The organism is Atopobium sp. BS2 (assembly GCF_000565075.1).
GTDB lineage: Bacteria > Actinomycetota > Coriobacteriia > Coriobacteriales > Atopobiaceae > Lancefieldella.
Genome location: NZ_JDFG01000043.1, coordinates 1 through 25,935, shown reverse-complemented (window position 1 = coordinate 25,935; position 25,935 = coordinate 1). Strand labels below are relative to the sequence as shown.

Here is a 25,935-nt window from a genome sequence, read left to right as displayed (position 1 = left end):
GAAATCACTTGCAACCTGCGCCCGCACACGGCGCTGACCTGCAGCGTTGCCGTCGTTGCGCCCGCACGCGCCGCTGACCTGCAGCGTTGCCGTTGCAGCGAGCTGAGCGCGGCTACGAGAGCAGAAACTCCCTGACGCGAGCGGCAATACCTTCGGCGTCCAGGCCAAAGTGCGAAAGCAGCACGTCACCAGGAGCGGACGTACCAAAGGTGCGCATACCAGCAAAGCGCATAGGCGTGGGTAGCTGCTCGGCCAGAAGCTCAGCAACTGCAGCTCCAAGGCCTGTTGCCACGTTGTGCTCCTCAACGGTTACCACATGACGGGTCTTCTCGGCAGATGCCAAAATGACTTCCTCGTCCAATGGCTTAATGGAGAACACGTCAATAACCTCGGCAGAGATCTTCTCTTCTGCCAGCAAATCTGCAGCTGCAAGTGCCTGAGCAACCTCAACACCGCAGGCAGCAATGGTAACGTCGGTGCCCTCACGCAGGACGTTTGCAAAAGGCAGGCCGCCCTTGAAGGACTCGTCGTAGATGTCGGCAACCTTGTGACGACCCATACGCACGTAGAAGGGGCCGTCTGCCTCGGCAGCAAGCCTGAGAGCCGCCTTGGTTGAGTTGTAATCTGCAGGAACAAGCACGCGCATCTGAGGGAGGGCGCGCATCATACCAATATCCTCAAGGGACTGGTGAGTGGCGCCGTCCTCTCCTACCGTAATACCTGCGTGCGTAGGACAAATCTTCACGTTGAGGCCGGAATCGCAGACGGTGTTTCTAATCTGATCGTAAGCACGGCCGGTTGCAAACACGGCAAACGAGCCGGTAAACACGGTACGTCCGGTGAGCGCCAGTCCTGATGCAACGCCTACCATGTTTTGCTCGGCAATTCCCACGTCAACCATACGCTGTGGGAAGGCCTTCTGGAGGTCGGCAAGCTTGGTGGAGCCAGCAAGGTCTGCGTCAACAGCAACGATGTCGTGACCCTCGTTTACCAGCTCAACAAGAGTCTGACCATATGCCTCACGAGTTGCTCTAGACATTGGCAACCTCCTTACCTTCACCTTGAAGATCAATCAAAAGAAGCTCTCTTGCTGCATCAAGTTCTTCTCGCGCAAGGTCAGCCTGCTCGGCCGAAGGAGCGTTTCCGTGCCAGGAAGCTTTGTCCTCCATAAACGAGACGCCCTTGCCTTTGACGGTCTGGCAAATGACCACGGTAGGAGCAGTGTTTCCTGCCTCGCGACCATCTCGTGCGGCGAGAAGAGCCTGGCGCACCTCGGTGACCTCGTGACCGTTAACGCGCAGTACGTTCCAGCCAAAAGAACGGAACTTCTCGTCAATATCGCCAAGAGAGCACACGTCGGTGACGTGGCCGTCAATCTGCAGGTTATTGAGGTCCACAATGGCAATAAGGTTATCCAGTTTTTGGTGAGCAGCAAACATGCATGCCTCCCAGTTAGAGCCCTCCTGCAGCTCGCCGTCGCCCAGAAGGACAAATACCTTCTTGGCGCGCTCGCCGCTTGCCAGAGCGTCCATAGAAAGGCCTAGAGCGCATCCTGCAGCTACCGAGAGACCCTGACCAAGAGAGCCGGAGCAAACTTCAATGCCAGGACATGCGTGGCAATCTGGGTGACCCTGCAGGCGACTGCCAAGCTGACGGAGGGTAACCATATCCTCGTCGTGGAGCCAGTCAAGCAGATGGTACGCAGCATACAGCACAGGAGCCACGTGACCCTTGGACAGGAAAAACCTATCCTCGGTGTGGTCCTCTGGGTTGTTGTGGTTGTACTTCATCACTCCCGAGAAGAACAGTGTGGCCACAATATCTGCCGCACTCAGTGAGCCGCCGGGATGACCTGACTTGCTCTTCTCGAGCATGTCAATGACATCGCGCCTCAGCGTATTAGCTGCAAGCTTGAGCTCATCATCAGTGAGGTTGCGCTCGGGTAATGCAGTTGTTCCCATTCTCATCCTCTCAAAAACAGGTGCTTAAACGATGCCTAAACGGTGCTTAAACGCCGCCTAAACGGCGCACAGACAGGCACGTAAAACAAGTACGCCCAACCTAAGCTGGGCGTACCACAATCACTATTTATTGCTGAGCCTTAACCTTTTCCCAGTCTGCCTCAAAAGACTTAAGACCGGCGTCGGTCAGAGGGTGCTTCAGACATTTCTTCAAAGCTCCAAATGGAACGGTTGCAATGTCAGCACCAAGCAGAGCTGCCTGAGTCACGTGGTTAGGCGTACGGACAGAAGCCGTAATAATCTCTACGGTGTGATCAACATTTTTATCCCATGCATAGTTCTCAATGCACGAAACAACGGTTCCCAGCTGCTCAATGCCGTCCTCACCGATGTCATCAAAACGACCAACAAATGGAGAAATATAACGGGCGCCAGCATTTGCCGCAAGAAGAGCCTGAGGTGCCGAGAAAATCAGCGTCATGTTGACGCGAATTCCCTCAGAAGCAAGCTGATGGGTAGCAGCAAGGCTCTCAGCGCAGATAGGAAGCTTAACAACAATGTTTGGAGCAAGAGAAGCCAGGTGACGGCCTTCTTCAATCATGCCCTCAGTTGTTGTTGCTGTTGACTCAGCAGATACAGGAAGTCCCTCGCAAAGCTGAGCAATCTTAACCATATGAGACTCAAAGTCGGCTAACTTGCCGCCAATCTTTGCATACAGCGATGGGTTGGTAGTAACACCTGCTAAACAGCCCCAGCTAAGAGCCTCAGAAATCTCATCGATATCTGCCGTGTCAATAAAGAACTTCATGTGTAATCCTTCCCTGTACAAACTTAAACGAGTTTGGAAACGTACGTCGTACTAAGAAAGAGCTCATCCATATTGTACAGATTCTTATGTACCGTCTGTGGCGAGAAACCCAAAACAAGTGCAAAAAGGCCGTTTACCCCTCAAACGCCTTATCAATTTTGCTGCGAACGTAGGTGGAAGCAAAGACAAGATCTTCTTTCCAGTTCTCGTTGCCGGTGTACCACATCTCTGCAACAAAGCGCCTGACGCCCTGAGGAACAAGCTGCGACAAAGCTCCCTCGTAGTCAGTGGTGCCGGTAGAGAATGGAATCTCGCGATACGCACCAGCAACAGTCTCCTTGAGGTGAGCTGCAAAGATATGACCTGCACCAAGAGCAATATCGTCAGCAACAGTGTTGCCGTAAATAAACGATGCATTGGTGAGGTTACCAGCGTCGGGATACACACCAAGGTAAGGGCTGTTGATAAGGTTGACGTAGTGCATGGCCTTCTCGACCGTATCCATAAAAGGAGTCTCCATGGTCTCAAAACCCATAACAATGCCCGCCTTAGCAGCCATTTCTACAGCCTTTGCCAAATTCTCCTCAAAGTACTTACGCGTATCCTCTGCGCCGTCCTCGTAGTACACATCATAGCCAGCAAGCTGAATGGTATGAAGCCCCAGGTCACCTGCAAGATCAAGTGCCTTCTGCATAATCTCAAGGCCACGCTCACGAGTAGCCTGATCGCGAGAACCAATAGGATACTTACGGTGACCAGAAAGGCACATAGAGCCCAGGCGAACGCCAGAGTTTACCATTGCCTGACGAACTGCTGCACGCTCCTCACCAGTCCACTCAAGGCGAGAAAGACGAGCGTCAGACTCATCAACGGAGATCTCAACATAATCAAAGCCAGACTCTCCTGCTACGCTGAGGCGCTCTTCCCAAGAAAGATCAGTTGGAGTGGCCTTCTCGTAAAGTCCTAGCTGATACTTGGACATATCTTCTCCTTTTAAAAACAGGCGGCCTTATACAAGACCGCCTGACTGAAACAGATGCTACTCACTGAACAGGCTTTAGTGATTACCCTGTCCGTAGTACGCATTTGGACCATGCTTGCGCATATAGTGCTTGTCCTGAAGGTACTGAGGCGCCTCCTGAACCTTAGGGTTATTGAGCTCGGTGAGTGTTGCCATCTTTGCAACCTCCTCAATAACTACTGCGTGATACACAGCAGCCATTGCGTCTTTACCCCAAGAGAAAGGACCGTGGTTGTGAAGGAGCGTTCCTGGAACCGCAATGGGGTCCAAGTTAGCAAAGCCCTCAACAATAACGTTTCCGGTCTCAAGCTCATAGGCGCTTTCTACCTCGTCCTTGGTAAGGCTGCGCACGCAAGGAATATCTCCGTAGAAATAGTCTGCGTGTGTAGTTCCATAGCAAGGAATAGAGCGTCCTGCCTGTGCCCAAGAAACAGCGTGGGTTGAGTGAGTGTGAACAATTCCGCCGATCTTATCGCCCCATGCACGATACAAGCATGCATGAGTTGGAGTATCGGAAGATGGGTTCATCTCACCCTCAACAACGTTGCCGTCTAGGTCGCAGATAACCAGATTCTCTGGGCTGAGCTCCTCATAGGAGACGCCCGATGGCTTGATAACAAACAAGCCGCGCTCACGGTCAAGTCCAGAAGCATTTCCCCAGGTAAATACTACCAGGCCATGCTTTGGCAGGTCCATATTTGCTTCATACACTTCATCGCGAAGCTCTTTAAGCATCATAGAGACTGCTCCTTAGAGAACGCTACGGAATGGAACGTTTGGCTCGTGATCGAAGCAATCATGGAAGCCACGGTCGTGATGGTAAGCAAAGCGATCCTTATCCTGTGGATAGATGTAGTGGCCGCCGACCTCCCAGAAGAATGGGTGGAACTTGTAGTCAAGGCGATCCTTACGCATATCCCAAAGAACCTTGATCTCCTGGACGTCTGCCTGGAAGTTAGTCCAAACATCGTGGTGAATTGGGATAACAACCTTGGACTGAAGAGCCTCAGCCATGCGGAGCATATCGGTTGCTTCCATCTTGTCCTGGATACCAATTGGGTTGCAGCCAAAAGCGCCAAAGCAGACGTCTACGCCGCCAAACTCCTGAGCGATGTCTTTGCCGTGCTTAGCAAAGTAAATGGAGTAGTGAGAGTCACCGGAGTGATAGATGTTTCCACCAGGGGTGACAAAGAGGTAGTTAACTGCCTTCTCATCCATGTCCATTGGGCACTTACCCCAGAGGTCAGGACGGTTCTCAGAAGTATCAGTAGTGGTAACGATGATGGTGCGGTCAAAGGAATCGTATGCAACAATCTCCATGTCCTTGACCTTGATGCGGTCGCCTGGCTTAACAACAATGCACTGCTCGCGTGGAACGCCCCAGTCAACCCAAATGTCAACTGCATCCTTAGGACCAATAAAGGGAACAGGAATCTCTTTGCCATTCTCGTCAGTAGTGGTCATGTTGTTGTTAACAACGTGAGCTGCAAGCTCCTTGGACATGTGGTCCTGATGAATGTGAGTTACCACAACAGCGTCAAGGTTCTTGATAGCAAATGGATCAATAACAAAGGGGATGTTGCGCAGGTTTGGCTGCATCTTACGAACGCCAGCCATGTTTGCCATCTGGTGACCAATCTTCATAAGGCCGTCACCGTGGGTGCGCTTACCATTGCCTGCCCAGAAGTCGACAGCAACGTTTGCTCCACCAGGAGTCTTAAACCAAATACCAACGCAGCCGAGCCACCACATCTCAACCTGGCCTGGCTCTACTACGGCATTGTCAATCTCTTCGTTGAGCCAAGTTCCCCACTCAGGGAAGGTGCTCATAATCCAACTGTCGCGTGTGACGTCTTTCAAATCTGCCATTACGCGCTCCTTTCTAAAACATAGGACTAGTACTTTGATGCATATGCAGGTAATTTGAGCGGCGCTCAGGACTTTGCCTGCATGCTCAGAAGCTCATCCTGAGCGCTCGCTACAAAACGCAGCCCTACTCCACTACTTTGTAGAGAGCCAGCTGGTCTGTCTCACGATATGCAGCAACAATGTAATCGCTGCCGTCATGCCTATACACCATGCAGTTTGCTGGTCCGAGGTCGTGGTCGATAACGTCTACGGTGTACTCACCGTCAACGTATCTAACAAGCAACAAATCGCGACCATCTTTACGGTTGCCAATGACTGCGCACTTCTCGCCATTAAGGTCTGCTGCCCAAAGCGCGTGAAGGAAGCTGCGCTTCTGTGGGTCGCACCAAACCTGCTCATAGCGATCGCGAGTCTGGCCCTCATGCCAAATTGCCAGCGTGTCACCGTGGAACTTGGAGAAAGTAAGAATCTCCAGCTTGCCATCGCCGTCAAAGTCTGTAGCAACAATATCGCTTGTTGGCTGGACCAGAAGGCAGGTGACATCCCAAGTACCTTGAGGGGTGGTTGGTGGCACATATCTAAACACGCCTGCGGCGGTTGAGATCAAAGCATACGATTTATCAGGTGCAGTCCAGAAACCGTGGTTCTGAACCTGATAGTTAGCAACACAAGTCAGCTTAAGCTGGTTGTCTGCCGTGTACTGCTCAAGGTTATCACTCAAAGGAGCGGCCCAAACAGCACCTGGGGTGCGCCAATCATCCTTGACGCCGGTCTCAGCTCCACCCTTGATAGAGCAAGCAAGAACCCAAAGCTGACCGTCAGCAGCCTTCAAGATGCCAAAACGGTGAACATAACGGAGGTCGCAGAGAATCTGCTCAGACCACGAACCGTCTGCCTGTTTGGTATAGGATGCAATTGCCGCGTCGTCTCCACCAAAGTTTGGCGAGAAGAACTTGCGAGTTGCGAGGAACTGATCTTTCCTGCCAGGGACCTGTGTAATGGTCATGACGCCGCCAGGGCCTGGAGCAACAGTCTCCAGAGGCTCACCATCAAGCGTAAAGCGACGGATTGGACCGTCCTTCTCGACAGCAGCTAAAAAGCTTGATGCGTCTTCTCCCTCAAACATGCCAAGTGCATAGCACTTAGGCATCTCGGCAAGAATTTTCTTTTCAAAAGTCATTAAAGTGCTCGATTCTTTAGAAACCTAAACTATGCGGAATACTTCTCTGCAGCGCCGGTTTCCTTGAGCTTCTCTTCCATCTCTGCGTCAGAAAGAACGTTGCGCAGACCAATGACGGTAACGCCTGCCTTAGCAGCATCCTCGTACATATTCAGGAAGTTAAGTGGTGCAAAAACAATGTCATACTGACGAGCAGAGCTTACGCCCTCGGAAAGAGCACAGTGGTGAATCTTATCGACACCCATGTTGAGCTTCTGGGTAACGCGCTCAGCGGTCATCTTCATCATCAGGGAGGTACCTGCGCCGTTTGCACATGCGACCAAAATCTTTGCGTTCATGTTGACTCCTTCGATCAAACAAGCTGATTACGGACACATTGTGTTTGTACCCATTTGGGCGCTACAACGCTCGCATTTAAAGCAAATACTGCATCAAACAATGTGCCGAGTATTACTAATAACCCTGAGCAGATGGGGGTCTGCTCAGGGTAGGAAGAAAGAGGGCTACTTGCTTTCCGCACTAGCTGCGGCGGCCTTCTGTGCACGGATTTCCTTGCACTTCTGGTAATCCTCAACCTCCATGAAGTACGTGTCTTTGTTTGCACGGTACTGGAGCTGTGGGATTGCAATAAGAGCGATAACAACAATTGCGAGGCCTGCGTAGGACAGGAACTTCATGAAGACGGTCATGATTGGCCAGACAACTGCCCAGTCCCACATGCCAAGGTATCCACCGTATGCAGCCATGCCAACCCAGCCAGCGATAAGAGCTGAACCGAAGACCTGGAGAAGACCAGAGATGAAAGGCATGATAAGAACTGCGCGGAGACCACCCTTGTTGTTTGCGTAAACGCCGATAGTAGCGTTATCGAAGAACAGTGGAACAAAGCCTGCGATAACAATAACTGGAGACTTCAGAAGCAGCAGAGCTGCGATTGCCAGGAACTGTCCAGCAGCACCCATGAGGAAGCCGAGGGTAACTGCGTTTGGAGAACCAAAGCCGTAGGTAACTGCACAGTCAACGCCTGGGACGGAACCCTTGAGGAGCTTGTTGGAAATACCCTGGAAGGAGTTGGTGAGCTCAGTAACGAAGGTACGAACACCAAGCTGCAGGATGGAGAGGTAAACAGCAAACTGGAAGGAAGTGGTCATGATGTAGAAGAAGAAATCCTGACCTGGCTTCATGAACTTGTTCTCAAGCAGGAAGTCCTGACCAAGAACAGCAAGGATGACACCAAAGAATGCTGTCATAAGAATTGCAGTTGCAACGAGGTTCTCGTTGAAGATCTTAAGGAAGCCTGGAAGCTCGATGTCCTCAATACGCTTGGACTCCTTCTTGGAGTGCTTGGCGAGCCACTCAGAAGCCTTGGATGCGCAATAGACGCCAAACATCTGCTGGTGAGCAACGGTAAGACCAGCGCCATCAGTGAGGTCCTGGGTAGGTCCAATACAAAGGTTGGAACCAACTGCCCAGTAAAGACCAAGGAGAACAGTCATAACTGCAAGGATAGTAACGTCGTTAAGCTGTGGGAAGCAGAAGAGGATAAGCCAAAATGCAGTTGCTGCCTGCTGAACCTGGACGTGACCAGTAGTAAAGATTGCGCGAAGCTTAGTCTGCTTCTTAAAAGCAACCAAAACAATGTTCAGAATGAAAGCGAAGAGCAGAAGAAGCATAACGGAGGAGAAGGAACGACCTGCGATAAACTCAGGAGCGTTAGATGCCTCCATGCCTGCCTGTACTGCGTTCTGGCCAAAGTATGGGTCAATGACCATTGCAGAAAGGTTAAAGCGAGCCTCAAGTCCAACAAGGACTGGACGGAATGCGGTTACCAGGCCGCCGGAACCAACCAGGAGGATCTGATAACCAATGACTGCCTTAAGGAAGCCAGCGAGTACGTCGTACCACTTTTTCTTAAGAAGAATGTAGCCGATAGCAACAATCAAACCGATGAAATAGGCTGGCTGAGTCAAGAAGTTGCTCGCAAACCATTTCCAAATACCAAGAACAATATCCATTGATACCCCTTTCAAAGGGTCCTACATACGTACCTTCTGCAGCCCACACTACAAAAGGAAAACCTCAATTACGTGCCCAAACGGGCGTGTTTACTCGGAGATAAGCTTGTCAATCTCCAAAAGCTCCTCAGGAGACTGAATGTTCTTAAGACGCTCAAGAACCTCCTCGTTCATAAGAACCTGAACGAGCATCTGCATATTCTTGAGGTGAGCATCCTGATCAGTAGCGCTCAGAGTGAAGAAAGTCTTAACCTGCTTCTCGTCGTCGCCATCCTCAAAATTGACAGGAACATCGGAGTGCATAAATCCAATAGCAGTCTTGCCATTAGAGCCAATACGAGCAGTTGAGTGTGGCATTGCAATGTTTGGAATGATAACAATGTAGGGACCAAACTTCTTTACGCACTCAATAATGTCGTCTGCATACTCCGAGTTGACAGTTCCATCAGCCTCCAGTGGTTTGCAGCACTCTCTAATAGACTCTTCCCATGTCATGGGAGTCTTCACGAAAGCATAGTGATTCTGCTCGTAGATATCGCGAAGTAGCATGCGATTCACTCCTCTCCAGTAGACTACTGTGAATCTTTCCTTGTGTTGGACTATAGCAAGAGCACACAAGAACACATCGCTTAACGACAAAAACTTGAATCTTCTGAACGCTTCAACAATTAGATAAATAACTTATATGACATTTGTCTTGTCGTATAACAAATTTCCCTATTTGTTGAATGTTTTGAATGTTTTAACAATCGAATCGATAATATTAGTATAGCTAAAGTTGAGAGTTAAGCAATACTTATCTATGCTCACTTTAGAGATTTACGTCATAAAAACCGTTGACCGCTAAATAATATCCGTTTAAGTATTCAAAACGTTCATTGAATAGGGTAAGATACACTCAGTTCTCCTGAAAAGCGTCTACACAATTGTTCGACAACCGTTCAAAAGGTGTTATCAATTTGTACGTTGCTTTTCACAGAACTGAATTAGTTAAATGTAATTCTACAGGTTTATCAGCAGTTGAGCTCTATTGGGGGATTTATGGCCACAAGTCGTTCATTTGTAGCATCACGCAGAAGCTCAATCATGAGCCTTCTTGAACAATATCGCCAGGTTTCCGTTAGCGATCTTGCCGATAGATTTGAAGTTTCTTCGCTTACCATCCGCCGCGATCTTGACGAACTCGAAGCTCAAGGCCTCATTTCCCGAAGCTATGGCATGGCCACGCTGCTTGACCCGCTCTCGACAGGACTCAGCTCTAACCAGGTAACCGCAAAGTTCAAGCTTGCCCAGGCAGCTTCCAAGTTGATTAAAGACGGTGACACAGTCTTCATTAACACCAGCTCAACCGCTATAAAAGTCCTGGAATTTATCACCGCCAAGAACATCACAGTTGTTACCAATAACGGTAGCGTTCTGGCCGCCGACTATCCCCCATCAATGACCGTTTTAGTCACGGGTGGAGAAGTTCGACCAGCTAAGAAGTCACTGACCGGCGATTTTGCACTTGCTTCAATCAACCAGATTCGTGCCGCGAAATGCATCTTGGGATGCTCGGGAATTTCAGCTGAGCGCGGCCTTACCACGCTGGTTTCAAACGAGATGCGCGTGAACTCGCTGATGCTTAAGCACTCTGAGCAGCACATTGTCTTGGCCGATGCAAGCAAGCTGGGTGTCAACTCCAGCTTCCAATATGGATCACCTGCTGATATCGACGTACTTATGACGGACGAATCCGCATCGATTTCGCAGGTAGCAGCCCTCGAAGCCGCTGGCGTTCGTAAGGTTGTTCGCGTGGGCCTTTAGAACTACTACAGCTACGTGCGTTGGACGACGAGATTCAGCTTCAATCGAATGCTTCCACTGCTGCAGTCCATCGGTTCTCTCATCCAACAAATAAGACATCAAAATTTGAACTACCCTGATACGAAAATATTCACCCTCATGAATATTCATGAGGGTGAATTCATTTGTATGCATAAAATTTTTAGAGGCCTATTTTTGGCGTTTTGAAAACACAGCAAAGTCACTTATTCTGCAAAATTGACCCTCAAAAGTCCTATTTTTCTCAGAATATCGTCATTTGCTGTGTTTTTTAGGGCTGTAAGTTATGTTTTTGGCTCTGTATATACAGATTATCTGACATAGGTGTGTTCGGGCTTCTAAAAACGTGTAGATTATCCGACATAGGTGTGTTCTGACAGTATCAACGCTACCCAAACAAAAAGCCCCGCCAACTGGCGGGGCTTTGAAGTGCAGTTTTGTCACCGGTCGCGATTTCGCGCTCGTCGCGCATCGTCGCGTGCATCGCGCCCGGCGCGCATCGTCGCGCACGTCGCGCTCGTCACGCTCGTCGCGCAGCGCGGACCAGAGAGCTTACTCCTCCTCGAGAGCAGCAGCAATCTCGTCGGTGATGTTCATGGTGCTGTAGACGTTCTGAACGTCATCGAGCTCGTCGAGCTTATCGATAAGACGCTGGACCTTCTTTGCATCAGAAACGGAGACGTCAGTTGGGGTGGTTGGAACCATAGTAAGCTCGGAACCCTTAACCTCAATGCCCTGAGCCTCGAGGCCCTTCTGGACATCCTGCATCTTGTCGTATGCAGTCCAAACAATCCACTGATCGCCAGCATCCTCGTAATCGTTTCCGCCAGCCTCGGCAACTGCCATCATGAACTCGTCCTCGTCGACAGCGTTCTCGCGGTCAGCAACCTTCTTCTCCTCGGAGACAATAACCTTGTCAACTGCGATGGAGCCCTTGCGCTCAAACTGGAACGCAACGGAACCAGCGGTACCAAGATTGCCACCGGAGTGGGTAAATGCGGAACGAACGTCTGCTGCGGTACGGTTCTTGTTGTCAGTCAGGCAGTCAACGTAAACTGCGACGCCTGCAGGACCGTATCCCTCGTAAACGATCTCCTCGTAAATGGCAGCATCAGCGCCAGCGCCAAATGCCTTATCGATAGCGGCCTGAATCTTTGCGTTAGGCATGGAAACCATGCGAGCACGGGCAACAGCGGCAGACAAGCTAGCGTTGTTGTCCGGATTTGGGTCGCCACCCATCTTTGCGGCAACAGTAATGTTGCGGGAAAGCTTAGAGAACAGCGAGGAACGCTTAGCGTCGATAGCTGCTTTCTTGTGCTTGGTTGTGGCCCACTTAGAGTGTCCGGACATTGCACTCTCCTTCTTTAGAGGTTCGAAAACCTAATTATCACATTAGCCCTTATACGTTACACGAAATCAAGAAGCGAGAAAAGACTTATTTTGCAGATATGGAGACTTGCGCACGCCTGACGCCGAGAAACCCGTGGGCTCGCAAGTCTGCACACCTCCACGCAAGTCCGCGCACCATCGCGCACCTCCACGCACCATCACGCACCTCCACGCGCAACACGTCTGCTCCTACTTTACCAGCTCAACGTGGATGGACTCCGCGATCTTCTCGACCAGCGCAAAGTCGCCCAAGCCAGCACTCATCGCAACGTTTCCGCCGGTAGCCATCGCGCGCGTCAAAGCCTTCTCGACAGCCGACGGATCCTCAAGCCAAACCGACATGAAGCTTGCCAGTGTCGAATCGCCCGCGCATGCCGTCGAAAGCACCTCTACCTGCGCAGCATTTGCGTGCCAGACATGTTCACCGTTGAAGAAGTACGCACCCTCGCCACCAAGCGTGAGCAGGATATTCTTTGCGCCGCACTCGTGAATCTTGTGGAGGGCGAGAAGAACGTCGGCCTCGTTATGGACGTCGACACCAAAGATCTCTGCCACTTCTTCGTCGTTTGGCTTGATGAGCAGTGGTTTTTTCTCGACAAGTTCTGCAAGGTGTTTATGTGAGATGTCCAGGACCAGCTCAGCGCCGCGCTCATGACACAGATCAAAAAGCTCGTCGTAGAAGGTTGGATCCATCTCAGGAGAAAGCGAGCCGGAGACCACCAGCACGTCTAGGTCGGGCGCAGTGCGCAGCAGCTCAAGCATCTCGTCTTGCTTGGAACGAATAACGGGAGCGCCTGCGTTAGGGAACTTAAGCTCGCCTTCTGGCGTGGTCACAAAAATATTTACGCGGGTGATGCCGTCAATCCACACAGGCTTGACCGAGCAAATCTTAGATGCCTCTTCAACAATATAGTTGCCCGAGAAGCCGCCAAAAAATCCCAGGATAGTGGACTCAACGCCGTAGTGAGCAAGCGTAAATGAAACGTTCAGACCCTTGCCGTTTGGTGTATATACGGCATCAGTTGTGCGGTTGACGTGTGTATAAGAAGGAACTCCCGAATTGACGTTCATGTCGATTGCAGGATTAGTGGTAAGTGTGTAAATCATCAAAGCTCCCTCTGAAACAAATATGGACTCGACGAAATCACCGAGTCCATATTTTACTTCGATTATCTGAGTCTGCACCCAAACTGTACGTAAATTCTGGGCAAAACTCAAACGCCGCCGAGTGTGCTAAGCGTAACGCTTAGCCCTCGACAATCTGGTTGCCGTTCTTGCGGTACTCGTATGCCTTGAAAGCAACAAAGAGAATACCGCCAACAACAGCGCCGATGAGAATGGCGAGAACCCACTTGAGGCCGCCATCGACAACGGGAAGAACCAGGAAACCACCGTGAGGTGCTGGGTCGTGGACACCAAAGAGCAGCGTCAGGATGGAGCCGATGGAAGAACCGATCATCATGATAGGCATGACAGGCCAAATGTTCTTGGTCATGAATGGAATAGCGCCCTCGGTAATGTGGGTGCAGCCAAGAATGAAGTTGACCAGACCAGCGTTGAAGTCGGACTTGGTGAAGTACTTCTTACCAACGACAACAGCAAAGGTGGTAATCAGTGGAGGAACAATACAAGCAGCAGAAACTGCAGCCATAAAGTTGGTACCAAACTCATAAGTTGGGGTACCAACACCAGCAGCAAGAGCCTCGGTCAGAAGAGCAGTACCGGTGACGTAAGCTGCCTTGTTGACTGGGCCGCCCATGTCAAATGCGCACATGCAACCAATTGCAAGACCAAGGACAATTGGACCAGAAGCAGAAAGGCCGCGCAGGAAGTTCATCATGCCGGTGTTGATTGCTGCCATAGGACCAGAAATACCCAGCATAACCAGGCCAACAATGGTGGTGGAAAGCAGTGGGTACAGGAAGATTGCCTTCAGGCCATCAAGGTTCTTTGGAAGACCTGCAAGGAGCTTCTCAAGACCAACGATGACATAACCGGCAAGGAAGCCGCCAACAATACCACCCAAGAAGCCAAAACCAACGCCAGCGCCACCAGCATCAATCATGCCAGTGTTAGGGTTGATTGGAAGACCCTGGATAGCAATCATACCTGCAACAAAGCCAGGAACAAGAGCAGGACGCTTGCCAATAGACTCTGCAATGTAAGCAGAGAGAACTGGAACCATAAGGCCCATTGCAATGCCGCCGATGATCTTGAGCATGGCAGCAAAGCTGTTGTAGTCAGGTGCAGTGGAGCTGAAGGAAGTAATACCCCAGAGGAATGAAACAGCCGTCAGAACACCACCAGCAACAACAAAGACCAGCATGTGGCTAACGCCGTTCATGAGGTGCTTGTAGATGATGTGGCCTACAGAATCCTTCTCAATAGTGCTTGAGACTGGAGCGTCGTCTGCCTCTGCAAGCTCGCCCTCAGGCTGAGCAACAAGAGCGCGGTCGATAAGACCCTCTGCATCCTTAATAGCTGCAGTAACACCAACATTTACCATTGGTTTTCCGGCAAAACGCTCAGCCTGAACGTCCTTATCGGCAGCAACAACTACTGCCTTGGCGTTCTTGATTTCAGCTGCGGTGAGCTCGTTCTCTACACCGACCTGGCCGTGCGTCTCAACCTTAATGGTAAGACCTTTAGCTGCGGCGGCCTTCTCAAGGGCCTCCTTAGCCATAAAGGTGTGCGCAATACCGGTTGGGCAACCAGTAGCAGCAACGATGTCATACTTTGACTCGTCAGCCACAGCACTCCCCTTTCATCCTAGTGCTCGGAACTATTCCAAACACAACCAAAAAAGCTGCTCAATGTTAGCACTGAGCAGCTTTGACAACTACGTTTTTACATAAATTGTAATCAGAAAATTATGTTATTGAACGTACTTTCATTTAGTACAGCGTTTATGACAAAAACTTTGATGTTTTTCTCGCCAAGAGCCCTCACGTACGTACCCTTTTCCAGACGAGAAGATCATGCGCCAAAAACTTGCTTCTACTCAGCGCTCTCCTGGCCAAAACGCTCTTGCCTCAGGCGCAGCGCCTCGTATGCGCAACCATACATTGCAGCCTGATTGCCCAAGCTCGCAGCCTCAATACGAGCGCCCTTGCTTACCGGTAGAGCGTACTGCTCAAAACACTCGCGAAGCTCGGTAGCAAACGTTGCAAACGAACCCGCAACACCGCCTCCAATCAAGAACATGGCAGGATCAACTACGCACGAAACCTGCGCCATAGCAAGACCCAGGTAGTGGCACATCTTATGGATAGCAAGGGTTGCGCACTCATCGCCTTGAGCATGAGCCCTAAACACGGACACCGTATCAGTCTCGTGCTCAATAGTCACAGGAACAACACCTCGAGAAACGCATTCCTCCAGGTACAGGCGGACAACACCCTTAGCAGAAGCATACTGCTCCAGGCAACCGTGGCGACCACAACCGCAGGTCAACGTCTCTTCTGGCTCAACAATGATGTGACCAATCTCACCGCCCGCGCCAAAAGCACCCGCAGCAAGCTTGCCGTCTACAACAACACCTGCACCAACCCCGGTACCCAGCGCAATCAGCACAAACGACGGCACACCCACGGCAACGCCAGCCCACGCTTCGCCCAGAGCAGCGGCGTTAGCATCGTTTACAAACGCAATGGTTGCGTTCGGCAGGCACATATTGATTGCCTGCACCAATCCCTCAGGATCAATGTCTACATTGGCGAGAAGACCAACGGTTCCATCATCTGCAACAGGACCTGGAATATCCAAACCACACGCAATAACATCGTTACGGCTTGCTTTTTGGCCATGAACAATCAGCTTAATAGCATCGGTTACCGTCTGATAACCGCCCTCGTTATCAAGTGCGGGTGTCTTGACCTTCTGCTCAGAAAGTAGCTCTCCCTCTGCAGAGAAGAGTCCCAGCTTGATGGTGGTGCCACCAACATCAATGCCCAATACGTATTCCATAAAACCCCCTAGTTGCCGCGCTTAAGCGCACCCTCAACAAGCTGCGCAAGAACGTCTTCAACAGCGTATCCTGCAGCCTCAATAGCCATTGGAACAAGGGAGGTCTCAGTGAGTCCTGGGAATGTCTTTAAGCCCATGACCAATACGTGATGTCCATCCCAAATAAAATCAATACGAGCAAGATCTCTGCAGCCATAAGCGGTGTACACCTCAAGAGCTGCGCGCTCAAGAGCCTCACGAGCAGCAGCTGGATCTGCGCCAAGTGCTGCCAAAGACTCAGGACGAACTGGGCAGAAGTGTTGAATACGCTCTGGATCAAGACGAGCATCTGTGTCGTAAATACCCTTGGTCACTGAAATCTCTACTGGTGGCAGGGTTTTCTCGCCATCTGCGTCAGAAAGCACGGTAACGCTTACTTCAACGCCATCAACCCACTGCTGGATAATGACGGAGTCGTCAAAACCAAGTGCGCCGAGAAGTGCTGGTCCAAGCTGGTCAGCGCTGTCAACCTTAGAAAGGCCCATAGCAGAGCCGCCGTGAACGGGCTTGACTGCTAGAGGGAAGCCAACGCCACCGCCAAGGCGCTCGGGAACCAGATCAAGAGCGGCTGCGGCTCCAAGATCTTTAAAAGCGCTGGCAGTTAGTACAATCTGAGGAGGCCAGATGACCTCGGACTCCTCCTTTGACCAGGCCTGACGCACAATAAATGGCATGTCAGCTTTGTTCCAGGCTGCCCTACAAGATGCAGGCCTTGAGCCCACATACGGAATCTTGAGGAACTCTAAAAGCGCAGGTACTGCACCATCTTCTCCGCCTGCACCGTGAAGGCACACAAACGCAACATCAGGCTTCTCGGCACGGAGGGTGTCTACCAGGTGCGCATCAGCATCAAGTGGTAATACCTCATACCCGTGCTTCTCCAAAGCCTCAGAGACAAGAGCTCCACTTTTGAGCGAGAAGTTCCTCTCAAATGAGGCTCCACCCATAATGACAGCAACTTTTGTAGCCATACTTAACACTCCCTTGCAGAGGATTGAGATTCAGAATGAGAAGACTCAGGTAGAGCGCCCGCCTCTAGGAATGCGCGATACAGCGCCATGCGATCTTGGACGCACAAAGACAGCCTGCGGATTGCCTCGTGGATGCGCTCTGGCGTCTCAAATGAGTAGCACAGGCGCATACTTGAACTAATACGCTGGTCAGGATAGCAATAAACACCTGGTACAAAGGCAACTCCCTCTTCAATTGCACGAGGAAGCAACTGCTCAGTATTGAGGTATGGCGGGAAGGTTACCCACAGGAACAAACCGCCCTCTGGCTTAGTCCAGGTAACATCTTTGGGGAAGAACTCTGCAAGCGCTGCGAGCATGGCGTCTTTTCTCTCTTTGTAGCGAGACTTAGACACCTCAAGCGCTGCTTGCCAATCAACCTCATTGAAGTAGTGCTCAGCAAGAATCATGTTAAAGGGGCTGGTACACAGATCAGAGCCAGACTTAGCAAGGTTGATGCGCTCAAGGAAGTGACGAGGTGCAACCATCCATGCAAGACGCAGTCCAGGGGCAAAAATCTTTGACGTGGTTCCCAAATAAATGACATTTGGATCAAGCGTCTTAAGGCGTGTTAGATCTTCTCCCTCAAAGCGGATAAGACCATACGGATCATCCTCAACAACAGGAATGTTGTACTGGCGAGCCAGCTCAAGAAGGCGCAGACGTCTTGGCATAGACATGGTGATGCCGGCAGGATTGTTAAAGTTAGGAATAACGTAGATGAACTTAGGCTTTCTGCCTTGGTCTGCAAGCTCTTTAAGCTTTGTCTCGAGAAGATCTGTCCTAATGCCTTCTTCGTCCATATCAATGGTGTGAACAGTAGGCTCGTATGCAGAAAACGCCTGGAACGCGCCAAGATAGCTTGGACCCTCACAAATAACGTCATCTCCAGGGTTTAAGAAGACGCGTCCTAAGAAATCAAGCGCCTGTTGAGAACCAGAAGTCAAAATCATCTCGTCAGGATCGGCCTCGACGCCCTGAGCAGCTAAAATCTTGCAGATGGTCCTTCTGCACTCAATACGGCCATCGGAGTTGCCGTACTGAAGAGACCTAAGTCCCTCAACAGCAACGCAGCGTCGAGCGCACTCTGCAACCTGGTCAAGTGGCAGCGAAGAAATATCCGGCAGACCACCAGACAGCGCAATGACACCTGGACGAGACAGGGCCGCAAACAAATCTCGTACTTCGCTCTTTCGCATGGTTTGAACACGCTCTGCGTAAAGATCACTCCATACGTCAAACGAGATTCTACTGTCATCCATAGAACTCTTACTCCTTACAGGCCATCTTTAGGCAAAAATTGTGCCGAAAAGATGTGCTTATTGTTTTAGGACGTAGTCTTTTTAGTATCGCTCAAATAACAATAAATAACAGGGTAAAATATGACGCAATTGCTAAACGGTTACATATGACCGGCAAACATACTGGTCACACCTATTTTTGTAGAGAGGATTTTTATGGACAGCGCACATAACACTGTTGAATTGAACGCAGCGCTTTCAAATCCCCGCGATGATATCGCTAAACTTGATGAACTTGAGAAGAAGCTCTTTGCTCTCAACTACGCAGCTAATGAGATTGGCTCTTTTGGACCATGCATAGATCCAAAAAAGGCTGCTGAAGAGCGTGGAGAAGCCCTGGCAATCCTTGGTGAACAGGTCCAGGAAACCTTCTGTGATCCTGCTGTTGGCGCACTGCTTGATAGACTTCACGAGAATCGCGCTCTACTTGATGAGACTCATCGCGCACAAGTTAAAATTCTTCGTCGCGATAGAAGCCAGCTGGTAGATGTACCTGTTGAGCTTCAGAGCAACTTTGTTCGTCTTACCACAGAGGCTAATGAGGTCTGGGAGCAGGCAAAGAACAGCGATGACTGGTCACTCTTTGCTCCAAAGCTGGATAGCTTAATTGAGCTTCGCAAAGAGATGTGCCAGGCACGTGATGCTTCCAAAGACCCATATGATCTCTTACTCAGCGATTTTGAGCACGGCACCAACAGAGAGTTCTACAACACCTTCTTCAATAACGTTAAAGAAGTGGTAGTTCCCCTAGTTGCTGATTGCATGGCTTCTAAGCGCCAACCAAGCACCAAACCTCTTGAGGGTAAGTTTGATGTCAACCGTCAGTGGGACCTTGCAAAAGACCTGGTAAAGCTTCAGGGTCTTGACGAGGACGCTTATTGGCTTGGTAAAACTGAGCACCCTTACACCGGTGGCCCTGGTATCGGCTTTGTTATGGTTGCCAGCCACGCTTACGAGAATAACGTTCTCTCCAACGTTTATTCCATGCTGCATGAGAACGGTCACGCCCTCTACGAGCAGGGAATCAACTGGGAGTACCGCTTTACTTCTCTGAGCACTGGTACTTCTATGGGCATGCACGAGTCTCAGTCCAGGTTCTTTGAGAACTACGTTGGCCTTTCTGAGGCATTTGCCGAGCCTCTTATTCAACTTATGCGCAAGCATTTCCCTGGCCAGCTTAATCGCGTTACTGCCTTCCAGCTCTTCTCGGCAGCTAATAAGGTACAGCCAAGTCTCATTCGTACCGAAGCGGACGAGCTCACCTATCCTCTGCACATCCTCATCCGTTATGAAATGGAACAGGCACTTTTGTCTGGCGAGATTACTGCAAAGGATGTCCCAGCTCTTTGGGCCGAGAAGTACAAGCAGTACCTGGGCGTTACGGTTCCAAGCAACACCGAAGGTGCTCTTCAGGATGTTCACTGGTCATGGGGTGAGTTTGGCTACTTCCCAACCTATGCTCTTGGCAGCGCTTATGGCGCACAGTACAAGCACGCCATGATTGCTGAGGGCATGGACTTTGACGCCGTCTGTGCATCAGGAGACCTAGCACCTATCAAAGAGTGGCTGGGCAGTCGCATTTGGACCTGGGGCCGAGCAAAGGACTCTAAGGAGCTTATCTTGGGTGCATGCGGTGAGCCTTTTGACGTCCACTACTACACCAAGTATCTAACTGATAAATACTCTCGCATCTATGGTCTGGCCAGCGCATAAGCGCACGCCGTAGGCGCGAGTAGAAATACCTGTCCTCTATTAACTACACGAAAGGGATGAAATGAAAAAGTTTATCGAGGAGTTTAAAGAGTTTATCCAGCAGGGCAATGTTATGGACATGGCTATTGGTATCATCATTGGCGGCGCATTTACCGCTATTGTTACCTCCCTTGTCAATGACATCATCAACCCATTTATTAAGCTGATCTCTGGCGGTGGCACCGAGGTTTCTGGTCTTTCTATTCCAGTTCCTGGCACCCAGAACGGCATTGACTTTGGTGCATTCATCAGCGCAATCATCAACTTCCTGATCATTGCATTCATTGTCTTCTGCATGGTTAAGGCCCTCAATAAGTTCATGAAGGCTTCCAAGCTTAAGAAGGACGAAGAAGAAGCTGGTGAAGAGGTTACAGCTCCACACTGCCCACACTGCCTTGAAGAGGTTAAGGAAGGCGCAACTCGCTGCCCACACTGCACTGGTGAGATTGAGGGCGGCGCACACGCTGCGTAAGCTTTACACTAAGCTTTACATCACCGCCCTTTTACACATGTAAAAGTTGGCAACAAAAAAGCAGGCATATCATATGCCTGCTTTTTTGTTAGTAAAAGAAACCAGAAAAGGCTGGGTTATTTCTTACCTGAGCCGCCCTTGCCGCCGCCATTTCCTGAGGAGCTACCACCATTTCCAGATGAGCTGCCGCCATTTCCTGAAGAGCTACCGCCAGAACCAGAAGAAGTAGGAGTTACTAGCTTATAGCCACCCTTACCATCTGGTTGCCAAGGGAACTCTGCCTTTGGTGGATACTCATATTTAGCCCAATCATCCTCACGGTGATTAAGGAGGGCAAACTTAAGAGTAAATCCAGGAGCATCAATACTGAGAAGCTTTTTATTTTCCGCAGTAGTGTATAGAACAGACTTAGATATCTGTTCAGTTTCTGAAAAGCCCTGAGCAAGAATGGGGAAAGAAAGACCATCTGCCGAAGGCTCTTCTGCAACAATCTGAATAGGAGAAACGCTACCGTCTGGATAGAACAGTGCAGCAGCTCCATCCTTATGAGCAGAGAAGGTATACGCTCCGCCAGAACCCTTATTCATAGACTCAATCTGATCACTGGTCAAATCTTCTTTAGAACCATCTGCATAGTGCAAGCCAAAGAGATAATACGTACCAGGAATGGTGGCAGCAAAATTGATTACCTGTCCTTCAATATAAGCTATCTGTGAAGTATCGTCTGGATTGTCAGAAAGTTTTTTGAAATTAAACGTAATCTCACTCTTGGCATCACTGTACTTCAGATAGTTGTTGTCGTCCTTATCAAAAAGCATTGGCACACTATCGCCATCATCATACGTACATTGAATGGCAATAGTTCCTTTTGCTTCCCACTTACCATCATTCTTCACACCTTTAAAATTATGCATGAAGAAAGTGCCGTCTTCTTTGAATGAATAGTAAAGAACGGTTCCATCGTTATAGCCCTGATTAAGCATGCCACCATGGTCAAAGGTTTTGCCTTCCTTTGATCCACCTTTAGTTCCAACACCATCGTCAACACACCAGACGCCAGTAATAATCTTAGAAAAATCTCCGGTTAGCGTTGGATTATCTGGAGTCTCCTCAAGCTTTACAAATTCTGACTGAGAAGGTGCATCACCAGTACCGCCTTGACCGCCATTCTGAGGATCTTGACCAGCTCCACCAAGAATAGAATCAGGGTTTAAGATTGCCTGCATCACGTCACTATTACAAGCAGCAAGCGTGCTGGCAGCACCGCCTGCAGCCAATCCCGCAAAAGCGCGACGAGTAATCATCTCTTTATTCATACGTTCCTCCTATAAACGTATAAAAGGCTCAACTTTTTATATTCTACTTGAAACGAGTCAAATGTTACAAATTAAACTGTATTCGACTTATGTATCATCCTACTTTGTATGAGGAAGATGAGAGGTAATCAACGTCATAGTACCCGTAAAGCGCAGGCTACCAGAAGACGCAGGTGCAATAAAATGTGAGCCCTTGCAAATCCTATGCTCTACTCCGTTGCCGCCGTCAGCGCAAACCGTACCTTCTCCCTCAATGACACTTATGCACATAAACGGCCATGGCTGAGCAATAGTTTTTGCCTCATGAATCTCATATTTTTCTACCGAGAAATACTTGCAGCTCATAAGTTCAGTTTTGCCATCAATTTCTGGAGCAATAATTTCTCCAGATGTTGGAGCTTCCTGAGCGTAATCGATAACCTCAAGACTCTGTGCTAGATGCAAGTCACGAGGCTTACCGTCATCACCTAAACGGTCATAGTCGTAGACGCGATACGTAATATCTGAGCTCTGCTGAGTTTCAAGAATAAGCGTGCCTGTTCTAATGGCGTGAACGGTTCCAGGATCAATCCTAAAGAAATCTCCAGCCTTGATAGGAACGTAATTGAGCAGTTCAGACCACTTTCCCTGCTCAACCATGGCTGCAAACTCTTCTTTTGAGGAGGCATTTTGTCCTACAACAATATCGCCATTCTCTTTTGCATCAAGAATATACCAGCACTCAGACTTTCCCAGAGAACCATTCTCGTGTTCTGCTGCGTACGTGTCATCTGGATGAACCTGAACAGAGAGGTCATCTTTTGCATCAAGAATTTTAATGAGAAGTGGGAAACGGTCTCCCTCTGCATTACCAAAAAGCTCTCGATGCGTTGACCAAAGCTCAGAAAGAGTTTTTCCAGTATAGGCACCAGAGGCAACTTCACAGTCTCCGTTAGGATGTGCGCTGATTGCCCAGCACTCTCCTACTGCACCTTCAGGAATGTCATAGCCATACTCTTCAGCAAGCCTTCTGCCGCCCCAAATCTTATTGTGAAAAAGAGGTTTTAAGAAGATAAGATCGTTATATGACCCATCTGTGTTTTTATCTAAATTTAGCATCGTAGCTCCTTATATGCAGTGCATACATGCTTTTCTAATAGCTAACAACTCTATAGTCTAACGGATTTTAATAACTTAACACTGACTCATTTAACTGCTTTTGACTGGGTTTCTCGCTAACAAAAAAGGCTCAGCTAAAAAGCTGAGCCTTTGCAGTCAATGAACTAAATAAAACTTAGAACATAACACTGAAGGAATCCATGCTGTAATCAGAACCATAAAGAGCAAGGATGGTACCACGAACAGTTGCGGATGGATCCATCTTTACGCCTGCCTCAAAGTATGCAAAGCCCTTGGTAGTTGCGTTAGGAGCTGCGTTAACAAACAGGTTCAGCTCATCTTTACCAACGGCAGTATCTGTTGTCTGGAGGAAGATGTTTGTATCGGTCTTGTTGACAACCTCTACCAGATAGCCATTGGAGTTCTCAAAGTCAACACCAATGCCGGTAACGGTAACGGTAATCTTATCGGTGTCGATAAGAACCTCAGTCTTATCGCCAGTCTTCTTAACATCATCAACGTACTTCTGAACGTTGGTAATCTGCTCGGAAGTGTTGTGCTTGTCCATCAGAGTTTGATAGAGCTGCTGAGAGTCAGAGTCACCAGCACGAGTATCTGAAGGCTTGGTTGCGGTATTTGCATCAGGTGCAGTCTGCTGTTGCTGCTGTTGCTGCTGACCACCGCCAGTAGTGGTTCCTGGATCAGCAAGATTTGGAATAAGATTGCAGCCAGCAAGTGCAAGAACGGCAGAAGCGGATGCTGCTACGAGGCCGAGCTTATTGAACTTCATAAAGGTCTCCTTTGGGTGATTTATACCTTGTAAGAGGATAACGGAAATAAGTAGATATTGTCAATTTTATGCATAGATGAACACTTAATGCTCTGCAACTAAAGCCTTGATGCCACCTTGCGTAAACATTACTGCTGAATTTATGTGACCGTCAGCCTCTTCACGAGTCTCATCATTTTTAAGAATATTGACAATGGTGGTCATTTCAGTTTGAGCAAGCCAGGTAATAATAAACTCATCATAGGGTTTAACCTGTGTAACGTTAGGATAAAGAATAGCTCTGATGGTTGCAGAGATAACCTCGGTCAACTCTTCAAAGAAATAGGCAACATGTGGGTTTTCTCGATTATTCACAAGAATCTGCGCCACGTACCTATTGCCGTACAGAAGGTCCAAGAATTTCTCGAGCGTTTCTTTATCACCCAAAGGAGTGTCTTCAAGATTTCTTTCGCCAGAGACCAGCAGATGATCTTTGTAATCCTCAAGAATCTGAATTGCGCCTTCAGTGAAAGGAATCAAAACATTCTTAAAGAGGTCCTCTTTGTTATCAAAGAAGAAATAAAGAGCGCCCGTGGTAACGCCTGCATGTGCACAAATCTGTCGAAGTGAAGCTTTATCGTATCCCTGTAAAGCAAACTCTTGCTCTGCGGATTTAAGAAGCTTGTGACGTGTGTCACAACTTTCTGTTTGTGGTCGCCTCGACATTGCTGCCGCTCCTTTATAAATGTTTTAAATCCCCTTGTAATAAGGAGATTCCCCCAAATCAATACTACCTTGTTTTAAGAGGAACATATAACAGAAAGTTAACTAATTATGCAGAAATCTATAAGCGCTACATAACAACTTTTGTGATATTTACTTAATTCTTTGATATTGATCAGACGAGAAACACGTCAGAGGCATAATAAAACCCTGCTATGTTACATAACAGGGTTTTAAGACATACCGTTAACCCAAATTATCCTTACGCTTAATAAATTCTCCGCAGATATATGACTTCCTTAGATACTCGCGATTAAACGGATCTTTGACGGGAACAAAATCCTCTGGAGACTTAGCAAAGTGCATGGCGAAAAGCTCATGGATATGTGGATCAGCCAGCAAATAGCCGCGCGAGCAGTACGCCTGATACATCTGGGCGTCCTCGTTAAATTTGAACGAGCTAAAAGCGCAGTCTGAACAGTGTAGTCCAGCCATCTTGCACATCTCCTACTCTTCAGATAGCCCCATGCAATCTGAACAACGCTGAATCATACGCGTATACAGCAAGTATGGCATTGAAAACAATAAAAATAGTCAAAAATACTTATTCGACGCCAAGAATTTCCGGGAGCGTGTAATCTGAACCGTTCCCCGAGGAAACAACAGGTTGAAGGTATTCTCTATTGTCATTTCCGTCATGCATAACAGTAGGATTTGGAAGATTAACACCCTCGGCTAAATTCTTCTTCTGCATCTCTGTAAGCTCCACGCCAGCATCAACAAGATCTTTAAGATGCTCAACCCAGAGTTGATCAAGACTTAAGGAGAAAAAGTCAGCGATAACCTTTGCTTTATCAAATGAAGGCCACTTACGGCGCTCGGTGCAAATATAAGAGACATACGCACGTGACCAATGTGAGAATTCGCACAGGTCTACCTGGCGCTTGCCACTTTCTTGTAACAACCTTGCTACTGTCCTACCCAAACCTGGGTCGGTCTTTTTGGTAACACCTGCCTTAGCCATCTCACAGCCCCATCTGCTCAAACGATGCCTTAAAAACATGCGTATGTTTTATGCATAGTCCCGCGTTGTTACCGTATCATACTACACTAAAATATCTTCAGATACAATTTGTTATGTTGTTTTACAAGCGGAAATTTAAAGAAAATTGCATACCTGTTACGTAAATAAATCGTAAGTGACTCTTCTGTCTGAGATTAATTGGCTATACAAAAGATATGCAAAAATCAATTCCTCTATGCAAAATAATGTATTGGCGATTTTATGCAATAACAAAGAACCTCTATATGAACTGCCTCCCATTTCTTGGACATAAGAAATGGGAGGCAGTTCAAAACACACCTAAGTCGGATAATCTGTTAAAAAGACGTATACATGACGCTGAAAATACCTCAATCATG

At 48.9% G+C, this 25,935-nt stretch carries 25 protein-coding genes; 3 read left to right on the top strand and 22 right to left on the bottom strand.

Annotated features, from left to right (window positions below; genetic code table 11):
• Positions 1–112: 112 nt before the first annotated feature.
• The 10 genes from HMPREF1492_RS05995 to HMPREF1492_RS05950 all read right to left on the bottom strand — a co-directional run bounded on the left by HMPREF1492_RS05995 (position 113) and on the right by HMPREF1492_RS05950 (position 9,403).
• Positions 113–1,039 (bottom strand): transketolase family protein, encoded by a 927-nt coding sequence (locus HMPREF1492_RS05995; protein WP_035436981.1) that lies wholly within the window; start codon positions 1,037–1,039, stop codon positions 113–115.
• Entirely contained in the window at positions 1,032–1,961 is a 930-nt protein-coding gene (locus tag HMPREF1492_RS05990) for a transketolase (protein WP_035436979.1), read from the bottom strand. The genes HMPREF1492_RS05995 and HMPREF1492_RS05990 overlap by 8 nt, the downstream gene beginning before the upstream one ends.
• Positions 1,962–2,088: 127 nt before the next feature.
• Positions 2,089–2,769, bottom strand: a complete 681-nt coding sequence (locus tag HMPREF1492_RS05985) for a transaldolase family protein (RefSeq protein WP_035428365.1) — start codon at positions 2,767–2,769, stop codon at positions 2,089–2,091.
• Between the two features lie 133 nt (positions 2,770–2,902).
• On the bottom strand, positions 2,903–3,751 hold the full coding sequence (locus HMPREF1492_RS05980) for an L-ribulose-5-phosphate 3-epimerase (RefSeq protein ID WP_035436976.1): 849 nt from the start codon (positions 3,749–3,751) through the stop codon (positions 2,903–2,905).
• Positions 3,752–3,826: 75 nt separating this feature from the next.
• Positions 3,827–4,528: an L-ribulose-5-phosphate 4-epimerase gene (locus HMPREF1492_RS05975; RefSeq protein ID WP_156095556.1), complete on the bottom strand. Its 702-nt coding sequence runs from the start codon at positions 4,526–4,528 to the stop codon at positions 3,827–3,829.
• Positions 4,529–4,540: 12 nt separating this feature from the next.
• Positions 4,541–5,659, bottom strand: a complete 1,119-nt coding sequence (gene ulaG / locus HMPREF1492_RS05970) for an L-ascorbate 6-phosphate lactonase (protein ID WP_035436974.1) — start codon at positions 5,657–5,659, stop codon at positions 4,541–4,543.
• Positions 5,660–5,783: 124 nt separating this feature from the next.
• The gene (locus tag HMPREF1492_RS05965; protein WP_035436971.1) at positions 5,784–6,839 is read right to left on the bottom strand and encodes a hypothetical protein; all 1,056 of its coding nucleotides are present in this window, start codon (positions 6,837–6,839) and stop codon (positions 5,784–5,786) included.
• Between the two features lie 29 nt (positions 6,840–6,868).
• Positions 6,869–7,177, bottom strand: coding sequence for a PTS sugar transporter subunit IIB (locus tag HMPREF1492_RS05960; protein ID WP_035432750.1), 309 nt, complete (start codon positions 7,175–7,177; stop codon positions 6,869–6,871).
• Between the two features lie 165 nt (positions 7,178–7,342).
• Positions 7,343–8,854: a PTS ascorbate transporter subunit IIC gene (gene ulaA, locus HMPREF1492_RS05955; protein WP_035436969.1), complete on the bottom strand. Its 1,512-nt coding sequence runs from the start codon at positions 8,852–8,854 to the stop codon at positions 7,343–7,345.
• Positions 8,855–8,944: 90 nt separating this feature from the next.
• The gene (locus HMPREF1492_RS05950) at positions 8,945–9,403 is read right to left on the bottom strand and encodes a PTS sugar transporter subunit IIA (protein WP_035436966.1); all 459 of its coding nucleotides are present in this window, start codon (positions 9,401–9,403) and stop codon (positions 8,945–8,947) included.
• A gap of 492 nt (positions 9,404–9,895) precedes the next feature.
• Between HMPREF1492_RS05950 and HMPREF1492_RS05945 the strand changes: the two genes are divergently transcribed.
• Entirely contained in the window at positions 9,896–10,660 is a 765-nt protein-coding gene (locus HMPREF1492_RS05945; RefSeq protein ID WP_035436964.1) for a DeoR/GlpR family DNA-binding transcription regulator, read from the top strand.
• Positions 10,661–11,230: 570 nt separating this feature from the next.
• Here HMPREF1492_RS05945 and HMPREF1492_RS05940 read toward each other — a convergent pair.
• From HMPREF1492_RS05940 to HMPREF1492_RS05915, 6 genes are all read right to left on the bottom strand, one after another.
• Positions 11,231–12,028 carry a YebC/PmpR family DNA-binding transcriptional regulator gene (locus HMPREF1492_RS05940; RefSeq protein ID WP_035428351.1) on the bottom strand — a complete coding sequence of 266 codons (798 nt, stop codon included), beginning with the start codon at positions 12,026–12,028 and terminating at the stop codon, positions 11,231–11,233.
• Between the two features lie 228 nt (positions 12,029–12,256).
• Complete coding sequence (locus HMPREF1492_RS05935) at positions 12,257–13,174, bottom strand: 1-phosphofructokinase family hexose kinase (protein ID WP_035436962.1); 918 nt, start codon at positions 13,172–13,174, stop codon at positions 12,257–12,259.
• A 139-nt stretch (positions 13,175–13,313) separates the two neighbouring features.
• Complete coding sequence (locus HMPREF1492_RS05930) at positions 13,314–14,819, bottom strand: PTS fructose transporter subunit IIC (RefSeq protein WP_035436960.1); 1,506 nt, start codon at positions 14,817–14,819, stop codon at positions 13,314–13,316.
• 245 nt (positions 14,820–15,064) lie between these two features.
• The gene (locus HMPREF1492_RS05925; RefSeq protein ID WP_035436958.1) at positions 15,065–16,033 is read right to left on the bottom strand and encodes an ROK family protein; all 969 of its coding nucleotides are present in this window, start codon (positions 16,031–16,033) and stop codon (positions 15,065–15,067) included.
• Between the two features lie 8 nt (positions 16,034–16,041).
• Entirely contained in the window at positions 16,042–17,043 is a 1,002-nt protein-coding gene (locus HMPREF1492_RS05920; RefSeq protein ID WP_035428343.1) for a D-alanine--D-alanine ligase family protein, read from the bottom strand.
• A 2-nt stretch (positions 17,044–17,045) separates the two neighbouring features.
• Positions 17,046–18,344, bottom strand: coding sequence for an aminotransferase-like domain-containing protein (locus HMPREF1492_RS05915; protein ID WP_035436957.1), 1,299 nt, complete (start codon positions 18,342–18,344; stop codon positions 17,046–17,048).
• A 195-nt stretch (positions 18,345–18,539) separates the two neighbouring features.
• Here HMPREF1492_RS05915 and HMPREF1492_RS05910 point away from each other — a divergent pair, with 195 nt between their 5' ends.
• Together HMPREF1492_RS05910 and mscL are read left to right on the top strand one after the other, a co-directional pair.
• Complete coding sequence (locus HMPREF1492_RS05910; protein ID WP_035436954.1) at positions 18,540–20,096, top strand: carboxypeptidase M32; 1,557 nt, start codon at positions 18,540–18,542, stop codon at positions 20,094–20,096.
• A 61-nt stretch (positions 20,097–20,157) separates the two neighbouring features.
• Positions 20,158–20,607 carry a large conductance mechanosensitive channel protein MscL gene (gene mscL / locus HMPREF1492_RS05905; protein ID WP_035436951.1) on the top strand — a complete coding sequence of 150 codons (450 nt, stop codon included), beginning with the start codon at positions 20,158–20,160 and terminating at the stop codon, positions 20,605–20,607.
• A gap of 116 nt (positions 20,608–20,723) precedes the next feature.
• Here the strand turns inward: mscL and HMPREF1492_RS05900 are convergent, their stop codons facing one another.
• From HMPREF1492_RS05900 to HMPREF1492_RS07800, 6 genes are all read right to left on the bottom strand, one after another.
• Positions 20,724–21,923, bottom strand: coding sequence for a hypothetical protein (locus HMPREF1492_RS05900; RefSeq protein WP_051479430.1), 1,200 nt, complete (start codon positions 21,921–21,923; stop codon positions 20,724–20,726).
• A gap of 99 nt (positions 21,924–22,022) precedes the next feature.
• The gene (locus tag HMPREF1492_RS05895; protein WP_035436948.1) at positions 22,023–23,021 is read right to left on the bottom strand and encodes a type I phosphomannose isomerase catalytic subunit; all 999 of its coding nucleotides are present in this window, start codon (positions 23,019–23,021) and stop codon (positions 22,023–22,025) included.
• A gap of 175 nt (positions 23,022–23,196) precedes the next feature.
• Positions 23,197–23,811, bottom strand: coding sequence for a hypothetical protein (locus HMPREF1492_RS05890; protein WP_035436944.1), 615 nt, complete (start codon positions 23,809–23,811; stop codon positions 23,197–23,199).
• Positions 23,812–23,895: 84 nt separating this feature from the next.
• The gene (locus HMPREF1492_RS05885; protein ID WP_035436941.1) at positions 23,896–24,516 is read right to left on the bottom strand and encodes a TetR/AcrR family transcriptional regulator; all 621 of its coding nucleotides are present in this window, start codon (positions 24,514–24,516) and stop codon (positions 23,896–23,898) included.
• Between the two features lie 243 nt (positions 24,517–24,759).
• A complete protein-coding gene (locus HMPREF1492_RS05880; RefSeq protein WP_035428329.1) occupies positions 24,760–25,008 on the bottom strand; it encodes a hypothetical protein in 249 nt (82 codons plus the stop codon).
• Positions 25,009–25,117: 109 nt separating this feature from the next.
• A complete protein-coding gene (locus HMPREF1492_RS07800) occupies positions 25,118–25,537 on the bottom strand; it encodes a helix-turn-helix domain-containing protein (RefSeq protein WP_232215517.1) in 420 nt (139 codons plus the stop codon).
• Positions 25,538–25,935 lie beyond the last annotated feature (398 nt).

Coding starts and splice junctions, on each gene's coding strand:
- HMPREF1492_RS05995 (WP_035436981.1), bottom strand. CDS start 1,039: ATGTCTAGAGCAACTCGTGAGGCATATGGTCAGACTCTTGTTGAGCTG.
- HMPREF1492_RS05990 (WP_035436979.1), bottom strand. CDS start 1,961: ATGGGAACAACTGCATTACCCGAGCGCAACCTCACTGATGATGAGCTC.
- HMPREF1492_RS05985 (WP_035428365.1), bottom strand. CDS start 2,769: ATGAAGTTCTTTATTGACACGGCAGATATCGATGAGATTTCTGAGGCT.
- HMPREF1492_RS05980 (WP_035436976.1), bottom strand. CDS start 3,751: ATGTCCAAGTATCAGCTAGGACTTTACGAGAAGGCCACTCCAACTGAT.
- HMPREF1492_RS05975 (WP_156095556.1), bottom strand. CDS start 4,528: ATGATGCTTAAAGAGCTTCGCGATGAAGTGTATGAAGCAAATATGGAC.
- ulaG (WP_035436974.1), bottom strand. CDS start 5,659: ATGGCAGATTTGAAAGACGTCACACGCGACAGTTGGATTATGAGCACC.
- HMPREF1492_RS05965 (WP_035436971.1), bottom strand. CDS start 6,839: ATGACTTTTGAAAAGAAAATTCTTGCCGAGATGCCTAAGTGCTATGCA.
- HMPREF1492_RS05960 (WP_035432750.1), bottom strand. CDS start 7,177: ATGAACGCAAAGATTTTGGTCGCATGTGCAAACGGCGCAGGTACCTCC.
- ulaA (WP_035436969.1), bottom strand. CDS start 8,854: ATGGATATTGTTCTTGGTATTTGGAAATGGTTTGCGAGCAACTTCTTG.
- HMPREF1492_RS05950 (WP_035436966.1), bottom strand. CDS start 9,403: ATGCTACTTCGCGATATCTACGAGCAGAATCACTATGCTTTCGTGAAG.
- HMPREF1492_RS05945 (WP_035436964.1), top strand. CDS start 9,896: ATGGCCACAAGTCGTTCATTTGTAGCATCACGCAGAAGCTCAATCATG.
- HMPREF1492_RS05940 (WP_035428351.1), bottom strand. CDS start 12,028: ATGTCCGGACACTCTAAGTGGGCCACAACCAAGCACAAGAAAGCAGCT.
- HMPREF1492_RS05935 (WP_035436962.1), bottom strand. CDS start 13,174: ATGATTTACACACTTACCACTAATCCTGCAATCGACATGAACGTCAAT.
- HMPREF1492_RS05925 (WP_035436958.1), bottom strand. CDS start 16,033: ATGGAATACGTATTGGGCATTGATGTTGGTGGCACCACCATCAAGCTG.
- HMPREF1492_RS05920 (WP_035428343.1), bottom strand. CDS start 17,043: ATGGCTACAAAAGTTGCTGTCATTATGGGTGGAGCCTCATTTGAGAGG.
- HMPREF1492_RS05915 (WP_035436957.1), bottom strand. CDS start 18,344: ATGGATGACAGTAGAATCTCGTTTGACGTATGGAGTGATCTTTACGCA.
- HMPREF1492_RS05910 (WP_035436954.1), top strand. CDS start 18,540: ATGGACAGCGCACATAACACTGTTGAATTGAACGCAGCGCTTTCAAAT.
- mscL (WP_035436951.1), top strand. CDS start 20,158: ATGAAAAAGTTTATCGAGGAGTTTAAAGAGTTTATCCAGCAGGGCAAT.
- HMPREF1492_RS05900 (WP_051479430.1), bottom strand. CDS start 21,923: ATGAATAAAGAGATGATTACTCGTCGCGCTTTTGCGGGATTGGCTGCA.
- HMPREF1492_RS05895 (WP_035436948.1), bottom strand. CDS start 23,021: ATGCTAAATTTAGATAAAAACACAGATGGGTCATATAACGATCTTATC.
- HMPREF1492_RS05890 (WP_035436944.1), bottom strand. CDS start 23,811: ATGAAGTTCAATAAGCTCGGCCTCGTAGCAGCATCCGCTTCTGCCGTT.
- HMPREF1492_RS05885 (WP_035436941.1), bottom strand. CDS start 24,516: ATGTCGAGGCGACCACAAACAGAAAGTTGTGACACACGTCACAAGCTT.
- HMPREF1492_RS05880 (WP_035428329.1), bottom strand. CDS start 25,008: ATGGCTGGACTACACTGTTCAGACTGCGCTTTTAGCTCGTTCAAATTT.
- HMPREF1492_RS07800 (WP_232215517.1), bottom strand. CDS start 25,537: ATGGCTAAGGCAGGTGTTACCAAAAAGACCGACCCAGGTTTGGGTAGG.